General features: G+C 66.6%; 15 protein-coding genes and 1 pseudogene. 6 read left to right on the forward strand and 10 right to left on the reverse strand.

Features of this window, described 5'->3' with window-relative positions:
• Positions 1-101 precede the first annotated feature (101 nt).
• Entirely contained in the window at positions 102-851 is a 750-nt protein-coding gene (locus ACP99_RS15525) for an ABC transporter ATP-binding protein (RefSeq protein WP_049987476.1), read from the forward strand.
• A gap of 20 nt (positions 852-871) precedes the next feature.
• Here the strand turns inward: ACP99_RS15525 and ACP99_RS15530 are convergent, their stop codons facing one another.
• The gene (locus ACP99_RS15530; RefSeq protein WP_197052490.1) at positions 872-1,510 is read right to left on the reverse strand and encodes an MBL fold metallo-hydrolase; all 639 of its coding nucleotides are present in this window, start codon (positions 1,508-1,510) and stop codon (positions 872-874) included.
• A gap of 222 nt (positions 1,511-1,732) precedes the next feature.
• Between ACP99_RS15530 and ACP99_RS15535 the strand changes: the two genes are divergently transcribed.
• Positions 1,733-3,142: an SLC13 family permease gene (locus ACP99_RS15535; RefSeq protein ID WP_081927532.1), complete on the forward strand. Its 1,410-nt coding sequence runs from the start codon at positions 1,733-1,735 to the stop codon at positions 3,140-3,142.
• 48 nt (positions 3,143-3,190) lie between these two features.
• Here the strand turns inward: ACP99_RS15535 and ACP99_RS15540 are convergent, their stop codons facing one another.
• Entirely contained in the window at positions 3,191-4,738 is a 1,548-nt protein-coding gene (locus tag ACP99_RS15540; RefSeq protein WP_049987477.1) for a class I adenylate-forming enzyme family protein, read from the reverse strand.
• 122 nt (positions 4,739-4,860) lie between these two features.
• Between ACP99_RS15540 and ACP99_RS15545 the strand changes: the two genes are divergently transcribed.
• Entirely contained in the window at positions 4,861-5,754 is an 894-nt protein-coding gene (locus tag ACP99_RS15545) for a hypothetical protein (protein ID WP_049987478.1), read from the forward strand.
• A 39-nt stretch (positions 5,755-5,793) separates the two neighbouring features.
• On the opposite strand, the gene ACP99_RS15550 is transcribed toward ACP99_RS15545, so the two are convergent.
• A complete protein-coding gene (locus ACP99_RS15550; protein ID WP_049987479.1) occupies positions 5,794-6,561 on the reverse strand; it encodes an IclR family transcriptional regulator in 768 nt (255 codons plus the stop codon).
• A 298-nt stretch (positions 6,562-6,859) separates the two neighbouring features.
• Entirely contained in the window at positions 6,860-7,372 is a 513-nt protein-coding gene (locus ACP99_RS15555; RefSeq protein ID WP_049987480.1) for a gamma carbonic anhydrase family protein, read from the reverse strand.
• 284 nt (positions 7,373-7,656) lie between these two features.
• Between ACP99_RS15555 and ACP99_RS15560 the strand changes: the two genes are divergently transcribed.
• Positions 7,657-8,055, forward strand: coding sequence for a universal stress protein (locus tag ACP99_RS15560; RefSeq protein ID WP_049987481.1), 399 nt, complete (start codon positions 7,657-7,659; stop codon positions 8,053-8,055).
• A gap of 40 nt (positions 8,056-8,095) precedes the next feature.
• On the opposite strand, the gene ACP99_RS15565 is transcribed toward ACP99_RS15560, so the two are convergent.
• On the reverse strand, positions 8,096-9,469 hold the full coding sequence (locus ACP99_RS15565; protein WP_049987482.1) for a methyl-accepting chemotaxis protein: 1,374 nt from the start codon (positions 9,467-9,469) through the stop codon (positions 8,096-8,098).
• 96 nt (positions 9,470-9,565) lie between these two features.
• Positions 9,566-10,015: a MaoC family dehydratase gene (locus tag ACP99_RS15570; RefSeq protein WP_049987483.1), complete on the reverse strand. Its 450-nt coding sequence runs from the start codon at positions 10,013-10,015 to the stop codon at positions 9,566-9,568.
• Between the two features lie 184 nt (positions 10,016-10,199).
• On the opposite strand from ACP99_RS15570, the gene ACP99_RS15575 reads away from it, so the two are divergent.
• Together ACP99_RS15575 and ACP99_RS15580 are read left to right on the forward strand one after the other, a co-directional pair.
• Positions 10,200-10,523, forward strand: coding sequence for a hypothetical protein (locus tag ACP99_RS15575; RefSeq protein ID WP_049987484.1), 324 nt, complete (start codon positions 10,200-10,202; stop codon positions 10,521-10,523).
• 166 nt (positions 10,524-10,689) lie between these two features.
• Positions 10,690-11,931: an FAD-dependent monooxygenase gene (locus tag ACP99_RS15580; RefSeq protein WP_081927523.1), complete on the forward strand. Its 1,242-nt coding sequence runs from the start codon at positions 10,690-10,692 to the stop codon at positions 11,929-11,931.
• A gap of 94 nt (positions 11,932-12,025) precedes the next feature.
• On the opposite strand, the pseudogene ACP99_RS15585 reads toward ACP99_RS15580, so the two are convergent.
• The 4 genes and pseudogenes from ACP99_RS15585 to ACP99_RS15600 form a co-directional block, all read right to left on the reverse strand.
• Positions 12,026-13,176: pseudogene (locus ACP99_RS15585) on the reverse strand (acyl-CoA dehydrogenase family protein).
• 53 nt (positions 13,177-13,229) lie between these two features.
• Entirely contained in the window at positions 13,230-14,855 is a 1,626-nt protein-coding gene (locus ACP99_RS15590) for a long-chain fatty acid--CoA ligase (protein WP_049987485.1), read from the reverse strand.
• A gap of 14 nt (positions 14,856-14,869) precedes the next feature.
• Positions 14,870-15,403, reverse strand: a complete 534-nt coding sequence (locus ACP99_RS15595) for a Zn-ribbon domain-containing OB-fold protein (protein WP_049987486.1) — start codon at positions 15,401-15,403, stop codon at positions 14,870-14,872.
• Complete coding sequence (locus tag ACP99_RS15600) at positions 15,400-16,590, reverse strand: thiolase C-terminal domain-containing protein (protein WP_049987487.1); 1,191 nt, start codon at positions 16,588-16,590, stop codon at positions 15,400-15,402. The genes ACP99_RS15595 and ACP99_RS15600 overlap by 4 nt, the downstream gene beginning before the upstream one ends.
• Between the last annotated feature and the right edge of the window lies 1 nt (position 16,591).

Here is a 16,591-nt window from a genome sequence, read left to right on the forward strand (position 1 = left end):
GACAGCTCTCTGCTGCAGCCCTCGACGTGCGTCGCTGTCGCGCGTGGCACGCGTCAGCGTATTCCGTAAGTTTATCATCGTTGCTTGGATATCGAACGATAATGACGTTACTGGAAGGCCGAGGGCTGACGAAGAAGTTCGGCGGGGTCGTCGCCATCGAGGACGTCTCCTTCACCGTCGAACGGGGCGAGGCCGTCGGGCTCATCGGACCGAACGGGGCCGGCAAGAGCACGCTGTTCCGGACGATCACCGGCGTCCACCCGCCGACGGAGGGCGAGGTGTTCTTCGACGGGGAGGAGATCACCGGGCAGTCCCAACACGAGATCTGTCACCGCGGGCTGGCGAAGACCCACCAGATCGTCCGCCCGTTCGGGAGCCTCTCGCTGCTCGAAAACGTGACTGTCGGCGCATCCTTCGGCGGCCGGAAGTTCGACGACCCGCGCGAGCGCGCCGCGGAGATGATCGAGTTCGTCGGCCTCGAAGACCAGATGCACGCCGATCCGGGCGAACTCAGCGTCGGACAGCTCAAGCGCTTAGAGATCGCGCGCGTGCTCGCGACCGACCCCGAGATGGTGCTGTTCGACGAGGTCGCCGGCGGACTCGACCCCGAGGAGACGGAGGGCATCATCGACCTCGTCGGTGACATCATCGACGAGGGCAAGACGGTGTTCCTCATCGACCACGTGATGCGCGCGCTGATGAGCGTCTCAGAGCGCGTGATGGTCCTCGACAACGGCAAACTCATCGCCCAGGGAACGCCCGAGGAGATCCAAAACGACGACACGGTCATCGAGGCGTACCTCGGCGAACACGCCGGCAAGGACCTCTCGGACGCGATCGCCGAGAACTGAACTCTTCTATCCGCGCACGATCAGCGCTTTCCGTTGAAGTCGACGAACGCTGCGATCTTTTCGCTCGCGCCCTCGGTCACGCTCGATCCGTGATAGACGAGGCCGACCTCGAAGTCGTACGCGAGCAGCCGTTCCAGCGAGTCGTCGGCCGCGGCCAGATCTGCGGAGTAGTGCGCCGTCGGGAGCACGAAGTACCCCGCGGGGAGCCCCCGGGCGTCGGATCCGAACAGCGCGTCGCCGATGACGGCGACGCCGGCTGCCTCGTCGACGAGCGCGTGGTGCGCCGCGGTGTGACCGGGCACGTGTACGGCGGTGAACTGCCCGACGCGGTCGCCGTCGCCGAACCGGTGGTCCACGTCGACGTCGACCTCGACGCCCTCGGGCACCCACGTTTCGAGATCGAAAACGCCGACGAGTCCGGCGAGACCGCCGACGTGGTCGGGGTCGCCGTGCGTGACGACGATCCGTTCGGGCGTGATCCCCAGTTCCGCCAGCGCGTCGGCGACGACGTCGACGGTGTCCTCGAAGCCGGCGTCGACGAGCGTCGGCGTCTCGCCGTCGAAGCAGAACACTCGCCAGCGAGCGTCCGGCGCGGTCTTCACGGTGATGTCGTAGACGTCCGGTGCGATCTCGGTGATCGCGGTATCTGTGTCGGGCATCGCCCGTACGTACGGTGGCGTGGGTGTTAAACTGTCCCGTCGCGAGCGGGCGTAACGCGTCCCGACGTGGCCGTAACGCGTGGCGTCGGACTTGGTTTCGACGCCGCCGGTCGCCGTCCGTGCCTCTCCCCGTCCGTGCCGCTCCGATCGACGCCCAGATCCGAAGACTGCGGGCACACCGATACCCCTATTGTGGTCCACGGTGACACGTGCGACACAACGATGACTGATGGACTCTCGGCGCGGGTGAACGCGACGCTCCCGGTGGATCCGTCGTGGCTCGCCCTGCCCGCCGGCGCGCTCGCCGCGGGGGCGGTCCTCCAGTTCGCGCCGGTGAATCCGGACGCGGCCCGGATGCTCGCGATCACCCTCTTCTGCGTCGCGATGTGGATCGGCTCTCCCGTGCAGCCGTGGTTCACGGCGCTGATCGGGATCGGACTGATGGGCGTGGGATTCTCGACGGAACTCGCGCTGACGGGCTTTCGCTCGCCCGCGACGTGGCTCGTCGTGGTCGGACTACTGATCGGGGAGGCTGCCACCGCGAGCGGACTCGCCGGGCTCGTCGAGCGAATCGCGCTCTCTCGGATGCCGGAGCGAATCACCGCGGACGCAGTCGCCGTCTACCGGTACCTGCTCGTCTCCCTCTCGATCGGCAGTTTCGCGCTCGCCGTCCTCGTCCCCTCCTCGCTCGTCCGCGTGCTCATCCTCGCGCCGATCCTCAAGTCGCTCGGGGACCTGTTCACCGAGCGGAGCGCGAAGATCGGCCTCTTTCTCGGGCCGCTCTTCGCGACCTACTACGGCGCGTCGGGCATCCTGACGGGGTCGCTCGCGAACATCATCGTCACCGGTCTGGTCGAGTCCAGCGGCGGCCCCGCGATCACGTGGACGGAGTGGACGGTCTGGATGGGCCCGGTGATGGGCCTGGGCCGCGTGGCCGTCGTCGTCGCCGTCACCTACCTCCTGTATCGACCCAGCGATCGGGACGCGATCGACGCACCCGACACCGTCGACACGGTGGCGCCGACGACGAAAGAGCGCCGGATGCTCGCGTTCCTGCTCGTCGGCGTGGCGATCTGGGCGACCGACTTCGTCCACGGCCTCCACCCGATGTTCGGCGCGGTCGTCGTCGCGCTGCTGGCGTTCACGCCGGGAATCGGCGTCATCGACCACGACGCCATCGGCGAGACCGACTTCTCGATCCTGTTTTTCCTCGGGGCGATCTTCGCCATCGCGGAGGGGCTGCAGCGCACGGACTTCACCGACCTGGCGGCCGAGACGATGCTGTCGTACCTCCCGAGCGATCCGTCGCTCCCACTCGTGCTCCTCTTCGTCGTCGGCGTCTCGATGCTCCTGGCGTTCGTGATGGAGGGGATGGCCGTCGCGAGCGTCATCACGCCGGTCTTCGTCTCCTTCGCGACCAGCGCCGGGATCCCGCTGGTCCCGGTGGCGATGATCGAGAGCGTGGCGCTGAACGCGTACTTCTTCCCCTATCAGTCGGCCGTGTTGGTCGCGATGCTCGGCCTCGGCGTCGTCGACACGATGGAACTCAGCCGGATGGCGACGGTGTGCACGATCGCGACGATGGTGATCCTGCTCCCGATCCAGATCGCCCTGTTCGTGTTTTTCTTCTGAAAACGGCCGCAACGCGCGAAATGCGGTTCCCTCCTCGACGCGTCGCCCTCAGGCGAAGTGCTTCTGAATCAGGTCCTCGCGGACGATGGTCCCGGTGTCGGTCCGCGGGAGCGGCTCGTCGGTCAGCGCGTAGTTCCGCGGCCGCTTGAAGTCCGCGAGGCCGTCGTGCTGGAGGCAGTACTCGTCGAGTTCCTCCTCAGTGAGGTCGCTCTCGGTCACCACGACGGCGGTGACGATCTGGCCCCACTCCTCGTCGTCGAGGCCGAACACGCAGGCCTCCGTCACTTCCGGGTGGTTGCCGAGGACCCGCTCGACCTCCGCGGGGTAGACGTTCTCGCCGCCGCTGTTGATCATGTTGTCGACGCGGTCGACGATGTAGAGGTAGCCGTCCTCGTCGACGCGGGCGACGTCGCGCGTCCGGAGCCAGCCGTCGAAGTACGACTTCGCCGAGGCCTCCTCGTTGTCGATGTACTCGTGGGACATCCCCGGACCGCGGGCGATGACCTCACCGCGCTCGCCGGGATCGACGGTCGCCTCGGGATCGGGGTGCTCGGAGACCGGGACCGACTCGACGACGCGGATCTCCCAGGAGAACGCCTCCTTGCCGATCGTGCCGGGGTGTTCCTCCTGCACCTCGGGGTGTGCGAAGGTGAGGTCGGGCCCGGCCTCGGTCATCCCGTAGGTGTTGTAGAGGTGCTCGCTCAGGTGCTCGTGAGTCGCCTCGATGAGGTTCTCGGTGACGATCGCCCCGCCGGTGCGGATGTACGAGAGGGAATCGCTGTCGTAGGGCGTCTCCTTCGCGCGCTGGACGTCGTTGAGCGCTTTCAGCTGGGTCGGCACGGCGAGCAGTCCGGTCACCTCGTGGGACTCGATGAGTTCGAGCGCCTCCTCGGGGTCGAACGTCGAGTGCAGCACGACCGTCGCACCCGCGACGAAGTGCGGGTAGAGCCACGCGTCGGTCGTGACCATGTGGTACCACGGCGACGTGCACAGCGCGACGTCCGTCTCGTCGATGCCGTGCTCCATCACGCCCTGAATCGCGCCGTACCAGAGCTGATCCTGATCGAACTGCACCATCTTGGGAACGCTCGTCGTCCCGCTGGTGTGGAGGATCGCGCACTCCTCGCCGTGGGGGTGAGCGTCGTTCGGATCGGGGCTCGCGGCGTCGAGGACCGCCTCGTAGGACTCGACGTCCTCGTGATCGACGTCGCGGTCGCCGGCGTGGATCGCGACGTCGAACGCCCCGCGATCGAGGAGTTCGAGCGCGTCGTCGGCGTTGTGGTCGTCGAAGAGGAGCGCCTCGGCGTCGGCCGTGTCGGCCATCTGTTCCAGTTCGCCGACGGTCGCCCGGTAGGAGAGCTGGACCGTCGAGCGTCCGCGCTTGTTCCCCGCCCACATCGATTCGATCGCCGAGACGTCGTTGACCGTGAGGACGGCGTACCGCTCGGCCCCGATCCGATCGGTGATCGCGTTCGCCAGTCGGGTGCTTCGCTCGTCCAGTTCGGCGTACGTGAACGACCGACCGTCGTCGGTTACGAGCGCGAGTTTGTCGGGATAACAGCGGACCGTCCGAGCGAGGGCGTCACCAAGTTTCATAGTCTCGTGTTAGGCGTCACCAAGCCAACTGTCGCATTAATTGTTTTGATCGGATGTGGCCGCTGCGTCGATTCGCGCGGCGACGCGGCGGATTTATCACGGGCCGGACGGACCGTTGGTCTATGACGTCCGTGCGCCGCGGTCTCGCCGGGTTGCTCGCGTACGTTCGCCCGACGTTTATGCTCCCGGCCGTCGGAATGGCCCTCTACGGCGCGGCGCTCGCTCCCCTCCCGACGTTCGAGTGGCCGATCGCGGCTCTTCACGCCGCGACGGTCGGCCTCGCGCTCCTGGTCGCGCACCTGCGCGACGGGTACGTCGACGGTCACCAGCGCGGCGAGGAGACCCCGCGGCTCGACGTCGGAGCGTTCCGGTGGAGTATCGGGATCGGTTCGGTCGCGGTCCTGCTGCTTTCGGCCGTTCTGGCGGCGAGGGCGGGGGTCCTCGCAGGACTGTCGACGACCGTCCTCCTCCTGCTCGCGCTGTCGCACGCGCCGTATCTGGATCGACACCCCGTGACGGTCACGGCGGATTACCCCGTCGGGATCGCGACGGCGCTCGTCGGGGGATACGCCGCTCAGACCGCCGGCGTCGAGTCCGTCGTCGCCCTGACCGCGTTGCTCTTCGTCGGGTTTCTCTCGGGGGTCAAGATCGGGATCGACCGGCTCGACCGCGCCTTCGACGCGTCGATCGGCAAGCGAACCGTCCCGGTCGTCCTCGGTACCCGCGGGGCCGAACGCGCCGCCGTCGCCGTCTTCCTCTTCACCGCGAGCGCGACCGCCGCGCTGGGCGTCGCCGGCTACGTGGAACTCCTCCCCGTCCGACCGCTGTACGCGCTCGTCGCCGCGCTCGCGCCGCTGGCGGGACTGGTCGCGACGGTAGCGCTGCGCGCAGAGTGGGTCGTGCGCGTACAGATGGCGTCGTCGTACGTCTTCGCCGTCGGTCTCTTCGCCGCCGTCTGTAGCGGCGGGTGCGTCGGGAGCGAAATCGCCCACGGAGCACTCGAAGCACTCCTCTGATGAGTCGGGTCGGCCACCCGGACGAGCGGCACGCGGGGATCAGCGGTACGCGATCGTGACGTCGATCTCGTCGGTCGCCGCGCGGAGGTGATCGAGGATCTCCCCTTCACAGCGGTCTTTCGACATCCGGTGGGCCGGTCCTGCGACGCTCAGCGCGCCTTGGATCTCGCCGTCGACGGTCAGCGGCACGCCGATGGCCTGGATGCCTTCGAGGTCCTCGCTGAGATTGAGCGCGTACCCCTGTTCGCGGATCCGTTCGAGTTCGTCTTTCAGTCGCTCGCGATCGGTGATCGTGTTCTCCGTGCGCGCAGGCAGGCCGTGTTGGTCGACGATCCGGTCGACCTCCTCCTCGGAGAGGTGCGCGAGGATCGCTTTCCCGCCGGAGTTGTAGTGCATGTGGACGCGGGTTCCGAGGATCGTGTTGACGTTGATGTCGTTCTTGCCGCCGCGACCGTACACGTAGATCGCCTTGCCGTTCTGGTGGGTGATGAGCCACGACATCTCGCCGGTTTCACGTTCGAGTCGGTCGACGGCTCTGAGGCCGGACTGGAAGATTTCGAGCTGTCCGCGGACGTACTGGCCGTACTCGAAGAATCGGAGTCCGAGGTGGTACTCCCGGCCGTGTTTGACGACGAACCCGCGGCGGAGGAGCGTCGTCAGGTGGCCGTGGACCGTGCTCTTGGCGATTTCCAGCCTGTCGGCCAGTTCGGTGACACCGGCACCGTCGAGGTCCCGAAGGAGTTCGATGACGTCGAATAGCGTCTCATCGGACTGTATCCCCCGACTACGGTCCGGTTCTCGTGCCATATCTGTACTCGTCGGTCGAGAAGCAAGTAAGTGTCGTGTGTGTCTCGTGGACGACTGGCGGGTGAATCACTCATCGTCGTGGTCGAACATTTGTTCGATCAGGTCGAATATCTCTGTTACACACCCGTCACATAACAACCGTACGGGTGTTACCGTCGTACCGTCCAGATTCCGCGTTCGGTGAGTCAGTTGGCCTGGCGTCTTCACGGTTGCGTATCGCTACCGCGAGGGTGTGCAACGGATATCGTGGCCCACGCAGATCGCTAGCTGTTCGCTGCTGTCGAACAGATGTGTTCGATCAGTCTCCGGTCCGAACGTCGAGTCCGGCCTCGCGGAACCGGGCAGCCAGTTCGACGTACGTGTCGTGGATACGGTCGATCGCTTCCAGTTGTGAGTCGGTGAGCGGTCGGGTCTTCGCGGGCGTCCCATACGCCAAGTGGCCCGACGGGACGGTCTGGTCGTGGGTGACGACCGCGTTGGCTGCGACGATGCACCGGTCCTCGACGGTGGCTCCCTTGAGCACGGCGCTCTGCATCCCGACGAGACAGCGGTCCCCGACCGTCGCGTAGTCGACGACCGCGCCGTGACCGACGCTGACGGCCTCACCGAGTTTCGCGCCGTGGAGCATCGTGAACTCCTGGACGTTCGTCTCCGCACCCACTTCGACCGCCGTCCCGTGGCCCCGGAGGCAGGTGAAGGGCCAGAGACTCGCCCGCGCGTCGACGTCGACGTCGCCGACGAGATACGCCATCTCCGAGACGAACGCGTCGTCGTCGACCCTCGGTTCCGCCTCCTCGAACCGTCGTAGCATAGGGGCACTACGTGCGTCCGACGGCATAAATCCGGGTACTCGGTGCGGTCGACATCCACGCTTTCCTGCCGACTCTCGCGGGAATCTCGCCGTGTGAGACGCTTAGGATCTATCTGCCGCACGGGGGGGAACAGGGGGCTGCAAGGGAGCAATCGATACAATTGTTCGACAATGTCGAACAAATACTCGGGTGCACTGATTTTAGTGCCGATACGCGCCCAAACCACGTGACGAGCCGGGAATCGTCGCTGAATTATAAGTAGATGGGCGCTCCACTCACCGGTATGGTCCGAGTACTACTCGCACTGGACGACGATATCCCGCAGGCACACGCACAGACGAACGCGATCGAGGCGATGGTCGAGGACGCGAGCGGCGCCGAGGTGTACATCCTGCACGTGTTCAACGACAACCCCGAGGGAGCGTCGGTCAACCAGGTCGAGGCGGTTCGCGAGGCCGCCGACCGACTGGAGGAGGTCGGCGTCGAAGCCGAACTCCTGGAGGCGAGCGGCTCTCCGTCCGACGAGATTCTCCGGTACGCCGACGACCTCGACGTCGACCAGATCTGCGTCGGGGGGCGCAAGCGCTCGCCGGCCGGAAAGGCGCTGTTCGGCAGCGTGACGCAGGACGTGATCCTCGGCACGCACCGGCCGGTCCTCGTCTGCGGCAGCTCCGAGGAGTAGACTTTCGATCGTTCCCGGGACGACCGCCCGCGTCCCCGCGCTATTCGGTTTGAATCGCCGAGGAGAGGTTGCGTTCGAGCGCCTCCACGCTGCGGCGGATCTCCGCGACCTGCTCTGTCTGCTGTTGGTTCGCGGTCGCGAGTTCGGCGACCTCGGTCGCGATCTGTTCGACGCCCTCGACGGTCGTCCCGAGCATCGCCGAGATGTCCTCGGCGCTCGTGGCCTGCTCGTCGGTCGCGGTCGCGATCTGTTCGAGCTGCTCGGAGACGTCCGCGATCGACGCCTGGATCTCGCGCTGGTTCTCGTTGACCGTCTCCATCTGCGATTCGATGGCCTCGACCCGCTCGGTCGTCTGTTCGACGCCCTCGACGGTTTCGGTCGCGATCGTCGCGATCGACTCGACCAGCCCCTCGATGCGGTCGGCCTCGTTCTTCGACTCCGCCGCGAGCGACTTCACCTCGTCGGCGACGACGGCGAATCCCTCGCCGGCCTCGCCCGCGCGCGCCGCCTCGATCGACGCGTTCAGCGCGAGAATGTTGATCTGATCGGCGATGTCGTCGATCACGGCCACGACGTCGTCGATCTCCTCGACGCGCTCTGCGAGGTGTTCGGCGTCCGTCGCCATCTTGTCGCTCGCCTGCGCGACGTCCTCGACGGTCTCTAAGAGCGCCGTCGTCGAGTCCTCGGACTCGGTCGCCAGTTCGGCCGTCTCGGAACTCTGCGTGCTGATCGTCTCGACGCTGGCGGCGACCTCCTCGGTCGTCGCGCTGAACGTCTGGATCTCGTCGTCGACCTCGCGGACGTGCTCGGCCTCCTGCTCGGCGACTTCCGCGATCACGTCGACGTTCTCGGTCACCTGCGAGGAGGCTTCCTCCAGTCCGCCGACGGTCCGTTCGAGCTCCTCGCGGACCTGCGTCTGGACGTGTTCCATCGACTTGCGCTGTTCGACGAGGTCTGTCACCTGATACAGCACCTCGAAGGAGCCGACGACGGAGCCGTCGGTGCCGGTGAGCGGCACGCCCATCGCCCGTCCGTGCCCCTTCTCGCCCGCGGTGTTGGTGATCGTTCGGACCTCGTCTTCCCTGATCGTCTCACCGGTTCGGGCGACCTTCTCCGCGAGCGTCTCGGTGACCGCCTCGGTCCCGATGACCTCGTGGGCGGGTCGATCGAGCGCCTCCTCGGCCGCGAGGCCGACGAAGGAGGCCTGTTCTTCGTTCCAGTGGGTCAGGCGACCGTCGTCGTCGACGACGATCACCGGTTCGGGGAACTCCGCGGCGAGTTGATCGAACATGTGTTGCCAGTGGTCGCGCTCGGCGCGGAGTCGCTCGGTCTCTCCCATCTCGTCAGGGAGGTCCGGGGCGAGCGAGGCCGGTTCCGGCGCGGCCGATTCGGCGGCGGGCGGGTGGTGTGCCATTGCGAGGGTGTGGACCGTGTCAGTATATAATTCGCCCGCCGTCATTTTCACTCGTGATACTGGGCCGACAACCGCCGTCGAGGGCGTTCTCCGGCGTTACTGGTCGTCGTACGACCGGCGCTTCACGAGCGCCGTCGCGTCGAATCGGACGACGGTCTCTCCGTCCTGGTTCACCGCCTCGACGTGCGTGGTGACGTAGCCGCGGTCCTCGTGGCTGGACGAGGGGCGCTTCTCGATCACCTCCGTCCGAAGCGACAGCCGATCGCCGGGCCGTACGGGGTTTACCCACCGGAGGTTGTCGGCCGCGACACCCGCTAAGGCCGCGAGCGCGTCGGGCCGTTCGGCGGTCAACCGCATACACATCGCCATCGTGTGCCACCCCGACGCGACCAGTCCGCCGAACATCGACTCGGCGGCGGCCTCCTCGTCGGTGTGGAACGGCTGTGGATCGTACGTCTCGGCGAACGACTTGATCTCCTCGGCCGTGACTTCGTACTCCCCGAACGTCGCGGTCGAGCCGACCTCGACGTCCTCGTAGTATTGCATACGCGACTAACGGACGGCTCCCGAAGAAAATCCTTCGCTCGGGACCGTGTGTCGCTTTCTGAAGTAACGGCGTGACACATACTGTGCTAAAATGTGGCACGAATCGGGCCTATAGACCGAGTGCGTGTATGTCGCTGACACGCGTACCGCAAGGATTTATGTACAGCGCTCCGAAGCGGGAAACATGCCCAGAGACTCAGCACTCGAAGAGGCTGCTGAAGCGGCGTCGGACCTTCCGGACCCCAGAGACGTCGTCGACAAGGACGAGGAGATCCCGCTCGTCGAGGTCTTCGACGAGGCGTTCATGCGGGAGAACACCGACTTCGACACCTTCGACGAGATGGTCGCCGCGAGCCCGTCCGACGCGACGTCGGCGGACGAGCTGGAGAAGATTCCCCGCGGCGAGTGGGACGACTTCGTCGCGGAAACGACGGTCTTCGCCGACGAGGAGGAGTTCGTCTTCGCCGGTCGGGACCACTGGGTCGGCAAGAAGCTCGGACTGAACTGAACCGGGCGCGCCACCACGGCGAACCCGACTGACGGTCGCCTGGCCCCGTGATTTGCGGTCGTCTGAGCGTTGCCGCTATCCGACGGAAATGGCCGTTTCCGGCGCTCTCGCGTCGATGCAACCACAACGATTATGAGGGACGTGTGGTAACAGTCAGACAGACACGATGAGTTCAACTGACATCGACCCAGTGCTGATCGCCGGTGCCGGACCGACGGGGATGACCGCCGCGCTCGCGCTCCGCGCACGCGGGATCCCCGCGGCGATCCTCGAGGCGGACTCCGAGGACCGCGACCGCGCCGGGAGCCGCGCGATCTACGTCCACGGCTCGACGTTGAAGACGCTCGAACGCAACTACCCCGGACTCGGGAAGGACCTCGTCGACGAGGGGCTCGTCTGGCCCACCCGCCACACGATGTGGCGCGGCAAGACGGTGTTCCGACGCACCTATGACAACCCCGGCGGCAGCGGCGAGTTCCCCCACTTCTCCAGCCTCCCGCAGGTCACCACGGAGAAGTACATGCACGAGGCGCTGGACGAACTCGGCGTCGAGATCCACTGGGACGCCGGCGTCGAGTCCGTCGAGTCCACCCCGGACGGCGTCCACGTCGAGACGACGGACGGGCAGGAGTGGGAGACGCCGTACCTCATCGGCGCGGACGGCGGCGGCTCGCAGGTCCGAAAGGAGATCGGCTCGCAGTTCGAGGGCGATCAGTCGGAGAACTCCTTCATCATCGTCGACGTCGAGACCCTCGAGGGCAACACGATCGAGGAGGAGCCGATCCCGTTCGAGCGGCTCTTCCACTACGACGATCCGGCCGCGGGCGGCCGCAACGTGATGCTCGTGCCCTTCTCCGGCGGATGGCGACTCGACATCCAGTGCCTCGGCGACGACGACCCCGAGGAGATCGCCAGCGACGCGGAGATGCGTAAGTTCGTCCGCGAGATTATGGGCGAGGAGTACGTCGACAACATTCAGTGGACCTCGACGTACAAGTTCCTGCAGGTGATCGCCGACTCCTTCGTCGACGAGCACCGCCGCGTCCTGCTGGCGGGTGAGGCGGCCCACCTACTCGCACCGTTCGGCGCGCGCGGGATGAACTCCTGCGTCGCCGACGCCGACGAGGCGGCCTCCGCGATCGCGGTCGCCGCGCGGGCCGAACAGCCCGCCGTCGCCCGCAACGAGGTCGAACTGTACGCGGCACGCCGCGAGCGCGCCGCCGAGTACAACATCGACGCCGCCGGGCAGGCCCTCGATTACCTTCAGGGCGACACCCCGGTCACCGTGCTCCGTAAGGAAGTCGCCGCGTCGCTCGCGGACTACTTCGAGCCCGCCGGCGAGTACCTCGACGACGCCCCGTACGGCCCGCACGACGCGCCGCCGATCGCGGCGACCGGCAACTACTGAACCCGCGGTCGCGCTCTCATCGTTTTTCTCCCAGGAGGCAGCGGCAGGTCCGAGACGACACAGCCCCGAGATCGGAAAACCGGCCAGCTCGCCTTCAGAAGTTCCGGTAGATCAGGTCGCGCTGCACCGCACCGACGCCCTCGTAGGTCATCGGCATCCGGACGTCCCGGTAGACGCGGGTGATCCGCTCGTCGTTCAAGAGCGCCCGTCCGCCGTGGAGTTTGATCGACGCCTCGGCGCACTCGGCGGCGACCTCCGTCGCCTTCGCTTTCGCCATCGCGGCCCAGCGCTCGGCGTCCTCGCCGCGCTGGACGTGGTCGACCGCCTGCCACAGCAGCGCGCGGGCGCTCTCGAACTCCATCCGCATCTCCGCGAGGTCGTGTTGGACCGACTGGAAGTCCGCCACGTCCCGGCCGAACTCCTCGCGCTCGTGGACGAAGTCCCACGCCTCCTCGATGGCGGCGGCCGCGAGGCCGATGCCGTGGGCGGCCACCCGGACCCGCCCGGCGTTGAAGAACTCCGCGACCATCTTGAAGCCGTTCCCGCGCTCGCCCACGAGGTTCTCCGCCGGCACGCGGCAGTCGTCGAAGACGATGTGCGCCTGCTCTGAGGCCCGGTAGGCCATCTTCTCTGGGATCGGCTCGGCCTCGTAGCCCGGCGCGTCGGTGGGGACGAGGATGAGCGAGTGATTGCCGTGGCGGTCGTCGGTGTCCTCGGTCTTCGCGTAGACGGTGATGTAGTCGCCGGAGACGCCGTTGCCGATCCAGTACTTCTCGCCGTTCAGGACCCACTCGCCGGCCTCGAGCGTCGCCTCCGTCTCCATCCCCGCGAGGTCGCTCCCCGTGTCGGGTTCGGAGATGGCCATTCCGGTCCGCTTCTCGCCGCTGGCGACGGCGGCGAGGTACGTCCCTTCTGCTCCTCGCTGCCGAACTTCTGGAGGATCTCGGTGCCGAAGCTCTGACTGACGACGCCGAGTCCGAGGCCGGCGTCCGCGCGGAAGAACTCCTCGACGGTCGCGACGATCTCGTCGAGCGACCGACCGGGACCGCCGTACTCGGCGTCGATCTCCTGGGCCACCAGTCCGGCGTCGTGAGCGGCCTCGACTACCTCGTCGGGGTACTCCCCCGAGCCGAAGTACTCGGCCGCGACCGGTTGCATCTCCTCGCGCGCGAACGATCGCGCGCGGTCTTTCAGGTCGTGCGCTTCCTCGGGGACGACGGTGTGGGTGAGTATGTCGGATTCCATATGTCTTCTCGGTTACTATCGAATGCGGAGAGGTCTTCTCGCCGACGGACGGTTCAGTCTTCCAGCGGAAGTTCGCCGTGTTCGTCGATGAACTGCTCTCTCAGATCCTTCTTGTTGAACTTGTGCGTCGTCGTCTTCGGGATCTCGTCGACGAACCGGAATACGTCCGGAAGCCACCACTTCGGGAACGTCTCCAGGAGGTGCTCGCGCAGGGCCTCCTCGTCGACGCTGGGGTCGTCGACCACGACGAACGCGACGGGTCGTTCCTGCCACTTCTCGTGGGGGACGCTGACGACGGCCGCCTCGGCGACGCCGTCGGCGTCGATGATCGAGTTCTCCAGTTCGACCGAGGAGATCCACTCGCCGCCGCTCTTGATCGCGTCGTCGATGCGGTCGACGATGTCGAGGTAGCCGAACTCGTCGATGGTGGCGACGTCGCCGGTCTTGAACCAGCCGTCGTCGGTGAACGACTCCTCGTTCGCCTCCGGGCGCTTGAAGTAGCCGTCCGTGAGCCACGGCGAACGCGCGTGGATCTCGCCGGGCGTCTCGCCGTCGTGCGGGACCGGCTCGCCGTCGGTGTCGCGCAGGCGGATCCGCGCGCCGGGCGCGGGGATGCCCGCCTTCCGCTTGAGTTCGTAGCGCCGCTCCTCGTCGAGCCCCTGCATCTCCGTCGTCTCGAAGGTGTTCGCCAGGTGCGGGGAGGCCTCGGTCATCCCGTAGCCCTGATAGATCGGTGCCTCGTACACCTCCTCGAACTTCTGCATCAGCGACGCGGGCGGCGCGCTGCCGCCGGTGAGAACGCGGTCGAGGCTCTCCAACGGCTCGCCCTCGACGGATTCGAGGTAGCCGTCCATATCGATCCAGACGGTCGGGACCGCCGCGGCGACGGTGACGTCCTCGGCGTCGATGAGGTCGGCGACGTCCTGCGGGGAGGTGTGTTGCCCCGGCAACACGAGCTTCGAGCCGTAGAACGTCCCCGAGTAGGGGAAGCCCCACCCGTTGACGTGGAACATCGGCACGACCGGCATCACCGTGTCGTTCTCGCTGACGCCGAAGACGTCGACGTGGCCGTGGACCAGCGTGTGCAGGAACATCCGCCGGTGGCGGTACTGCACGCCCTTCGGCAGGCCGGTGGTCCCCGAGGTGTAACACAGCGCGAACTCCCGTTCCTCGTCGAGTTCGGGCCAGTCGTACTCGGTGTCGTAGCCCGAGATGAACGACTCGTAGTCGACGACGGGGTCGAGGCTCGTCTCCGGCACCTCGTCGTCGAGGACGACGTACTGCTCGACGGTTTCGAGGTCGTCGGCGACGGCCTCGGCCGTCTCGACGAACTCGGGGTCGACGAACAGCAGGCGGTCCTCGGCCTCGTTGATGATCTCCGTGAGGTGGTGTTCCGGCAGTCGGTGGTTCGTCGTGTGGATGCTCCGGCCGCTGCAGGAGGGGCCGAAGTACAGCTCGTAGTGACGGTAGTGGTTGACCGCCATCACCGACACGCGGTCGCCCATCTCCAGCCCGTAGTCGTCGAGGGCGTGGGCGAGCTGACAGATCCGCTCGTAGGCGTCGCCGTACGTGTAGCGGTGGACGGACCCGTCCGAGAGCTTCGAGACGATCTCCTTGTGGTCGAAGAGATCGACCGCCCGTTGCAGGAACTTCGTGATCGTGAGTTCGTAGTCCTTCATGTCTCGTTTCTTGTCTACTCCTGTGGTTCGAACCGGTAAAAAACCCGCTCGTGGTCGACCGGACCGTCGATTTCGACGACCTTCATCTCGACGGGGTCGCCGATCTCGAGGTCGTCGTACTCCGCGTCGTCGAGGTGCGCCGACAGCTTGACCGGCCCGAGGTCGACGATGCCGAGCACGAACGGCACCTCGTCTTCCATCCCCATCGGCGCGCCCGCACGGACCGTCGAGAAGGCGAACAGCTCGCCCTCGTGCGGCAGGTCCACGTACTCCAACTCGTCGCTGTGGCACTCCGGACAGACGATCCGCGGCGGGAAGTGCAGTTCGTCGCACTCGGTGCACCGCGTCGTCGTCAACTGCCCGTCGGCGAGGTTGTCGTAGAACTCGCTGATCTGGGTCGTCTCCTCGGTCTGGAGCTCGTAGAAGTCCAGCATCCGAGGGAGTTCGACCTGGTCCGGCAGTTCGACGACGTCCCTGTCGGTGCCGCCGTCGGTCGCGATGTCCGATCCACCCGTCTCCTTCGTCGTCTCGTCGTTGTGCTCGTTCATGGTCGTCCTCGCGCGAGAGTCATCACGCTGTGCACCGAGGCGCTGCCGCTGAGGTTGTGGATCAGCCCCGTCTCGGGGTCCGGCACCTGTCGTTCGGGTTCGACCGTCCCGCGGAACTGGTTGAACACCTCCAGCGCTTGGGAGACGCCGGTCGCACCCAGCGGGTGCCCGCAGCCGAGCAGCCCGCCGCGAGGGTTGACGGCGATGTCGCCGTCGAGTTCGCTGCGTCCCTCCTCGATGAATTTCCCGCCTTCTCCCTTCTCGACCCAGCCGAGGTCCTCGTACTCGACGATCTCGCTGATCGAGAAGCAGTCGTGGACCTCGGCGACGTCGAGTTCCTTCAGGGGGTCGTCGATCCCGGCCTGCTCGTAGGCCTGCTCGGCGGCCTTCGTCGCCTGCGGCCACGCCGAGAACGACGGGAGGTTGTTGATGGAGTTGCTCGCGAGGCAGGTCTGCCCGCTGCCGGTGACCCACGCGACCTCGTCGGTCACTTCTCTCGCTTTCTCCTCGCTCATCAGGATCAGCCCGGCCGCGCCGTCGGTGACGCCGCTGCAGTCGTACAGACACAGCGGGGGCGACAGCGGGAACGACTCGACGACGTCGTCGACGGAGACCTCCTTCTGGAACTGCGCGAACGCGTTGTTCGCCGCGTGGGTCTTGTTCTTCGCGGCGACGAGCGCGAGCTGTTCGCGCGTGGTGTCGTACTCGTGCATATGCCGCTGGGCGATCATCGCGAAGTACGGCGGCGCGTTGAAGCCGTTGACGCCGTCGAACTCCCGGTCCATCACGTTGGCCATACTCGTCTGGGCCTCGGCGTCGTACTGCCGCGGGAGGTTCATCTTCTCGACGCCGAGCACGAGGGCGGTGTCGATCTGTCCGGCGGCGATCGCGAGCCACGCGTACCGCAGCGCGGCCTGCCCGCTCGCACACGCCAGTTCCGTCCGCGCGATCATGCTGTCGACGTCGATGCCGAGAAGCTCCGCGACCATCGGCGCGACGTGCGTCTGGAAGGCGAACCGCTCGGGCTGGACCGACCCGACGAACAGCCCCTCGATGTCGTCGGGCGTGACGTCGGAGACGTCCTCGAAGGCCGCCTTGCCGGCCTCCTGGATCAGATCCTTGTAGCTGGCCTCGCGGACGCCCCACTTCGTGTGGCCGCCGCCGACGATGCCGACGTTCCGCGTCATC

The organism is Halobellus rufus (assembly GCF_000739575.1).
GTDB classification, from domain to species: domain Archaea; phylum Halobacteriota; class Halobacteria; order Halobacteriales; family Haloferacaceae; genus Haloquadratum; species Haloquadratum rufum.